The organism is Nostoc sp., from assembly GCF_035638895.1.
GTDB lineage: Bacteria > Cyanobacteriota > Cyanobacteriia > Cyanobacteriales > Nostocaceae > Nostoc.
Map to the genome: position 1 here is coordinate 1 of NZ_DASQZC010000107.1, position 1,988 is coordinate 1,988.

The following is a 1,988-nucleotide window of genomic DNA, read 5'->3' on the forward strand; positions in this document are numbered from 1 at the left end:
TAGATCCATATCCCTTACTATTCCATGCCAAGGATGATGCTACTGATATTGTTGCAGACATTCAGGCAAATCGCCGTAAGGGATGGGGGCGCATCTCGTTGTTTGCTTTGTACTTTCAACCAAACGCACTAAATATCCGCCAATGGAGTCAGGTGTTGCAAGATGCCTTGAAAGCAACAGAACGCTCAAAGAAAGCTTATTTTGGATTGTATCCTTTTAAATGGCATCCAGATTGGCAGCGATCGTTTGATGCTCTGCGAGGTGATGGGCGTTTGTTTGTCGCCCCAATTTTACAGACACTGATTCTCAACCGCGCACCAAAAGAAACCATCGACTGGGCTGATAAAGTTGCAAGTTGGGACTTCGAGTGGATTATTCCCTGTCACTTTGATTCACCGATTAAAGCCGAGCCGCATCAGTTTCGCCAAGCTTTCTCTTTTTTAGAAAAGCAGCCTGCTGTTAGCGCGGGTTTGTTCAGCAGTAGTAGCTATGCTTTGCCAGAGGAGGATTTTAAACTGCTGAAAGAAATCGATACAGGTTTAAATAAGTTTGGCATTGTGCCAGCAGCAAAGGAGAAAGTGTAGGATAGAGGGCCAATTAGATTTTGTCAGCCTAATGCAATTACATTTGAAGCACAAGTGAAAGTACAAGGACATCCAACAGGGGCTAAGAGTCTAAGATGTCCTTGATAACGCTTTTTATATCTGTGTCGGCAGGACGTTTTGCAAACTGCTCGTGACTATAAATCCATACAAGTTTAATTACGCAGTCAATTGTATTAACTAAATACATTAATCTGATTTGTCCAGAAGCTCCTTTGGAAACCTTTAACTCGAGCTTGTGGAATGACCATCCTTGAGGTAATTTAATTTTTGCAGGTAAGGGTTCGTTACGAGAATTGATAGGATACTGGTCTTCAATCAAATCTTCCAAGACTTCTGCCACAAGTGCAACAAAATCTGCTCTGTGAGCTTTTGCAAGTTTTTTGAAAGAACGTATGAAATTCTCGCATTCTTCAATCGAGAAGGGAGTTGAGCCAGTCACGCACTTCCCCTTTGCGAATACGAGTTGATGATTCCGAAGTGAAAGCATCCTGCAAAGTTTCGGACATTACATGTTTATACACAGGATTGTCACGCTCTATCAGGTCTAACTTCTGATAGCCTAACGCTTTCAAATCCTCAAGAAGAATCGGCTCAGTTGATTTAGCTTCAGGTGGCAGCCCTTTGCGAGCTTTCTTCCAAGGAAACTCAAAATGGGTCATATCACTAAGTAGATAGGCATGATAGCTACCGAAATATTCCCAAATTTCTTCTAGAAGTTGTTTCTTCTCATTAGGAATCTGTAACAAGAACTCTTGAGTAGGGATAGGTAATTGTTTAGCTTCAAATTCACTATAAAACCTGTAAGCCGGAGGACATACAGGGCCATATCGCCATGCTTGGATTTCTTCTTCAAACAATGGCTCATCGTACAGGGCTAAATGTAAGCTTTGTGAGTAATACAGAAGCTTTTGAACCTTCATATTGGTCATTTCTGCTTCTATACTGTCCTCATAAGCTCTCGCGATAAAATAGCGAGCTGCATTGAGACAATCGATCATACTCAGACCCGCAAATTAAAACAGACTTCCGACTTTAACAAGTTTCAAGAGTAACTCACACATACTATTATAATTGGAGCGTGTAAATATATAGTACATGTTTACTAAATATTTTGAAAAATCATTTTTGTAAGTATCCTACAAACAAGACTGTAGCTTAGATTAAACTCAGTACGCTCGCTTATCGCTGTAAGTTGAGTTGAAGCAGCCAACCCAACATCTGACATTTTCTTACCGTTTAATTCCCTTAAACCGTTCTTGTGCCGCCTGAAACGCTTCTTGCATCACCAATTGAATTTTCTGGGGATCGGGTTTCTTACCTCCCATTAAATCACCAAAGTAAACGCAGGCTCCTTCCCCTAATGCCCAGGTGTAGGCAGCTGCC

The 1,988-nt window shown here is 41.3% G+C and carries 3 protein-coding genes; 1 reads left to right on the forward strand and 2 read right to left on the reverse strand.

Going from position 1 to position 1,988, the window contains the following annotated elements:
• Positions 1 to 584, forward strand: a 584-nt coding sequence (locus VE944_RS04930; RefSeq protein WP_324973138.1) for a DUF4336 domain-containing protein, incomplete at its 5' end; no start/stop codon positions are given.
• A gap of 82 nt (positions 585 to 666) precedes the next feature.
• Here VE944_RS04930 and VE944_RS04935 read toward each other — a convergent pair.
• Both VE944_RS04935 and VE944_RS04940 read right to left on the reverse strand, forming a co-directional pair.
• Positions 667 to 1,044, reverse strand: coding sequence for a hypothetical protein (locus VE944_RS04935; RefSeq protein ID WP_324973141.1), 378 nt, complete (start codon positions 1,042 to 1,044; stop codon positions 667 to 669).
• The gene (locus tag VE944_RS04940) at positions 1,016 to 1,525 is read right to left on the reverse strand and encodes a Panacea domain-containing protein (protein ID WP_324973144.1); all 510 of its coding nucleotides are present in this window, start codon (positions 1,523 to 1,525) and stop codon (positions 1,016 to 1,018) included. Before VE944_RS04940 ends, VE944_RS04935 begins: the two co-directional genes overlap by 29 nt.
• Positions 1,526 to 1,988: the final 463 nt, after the last annotated feature.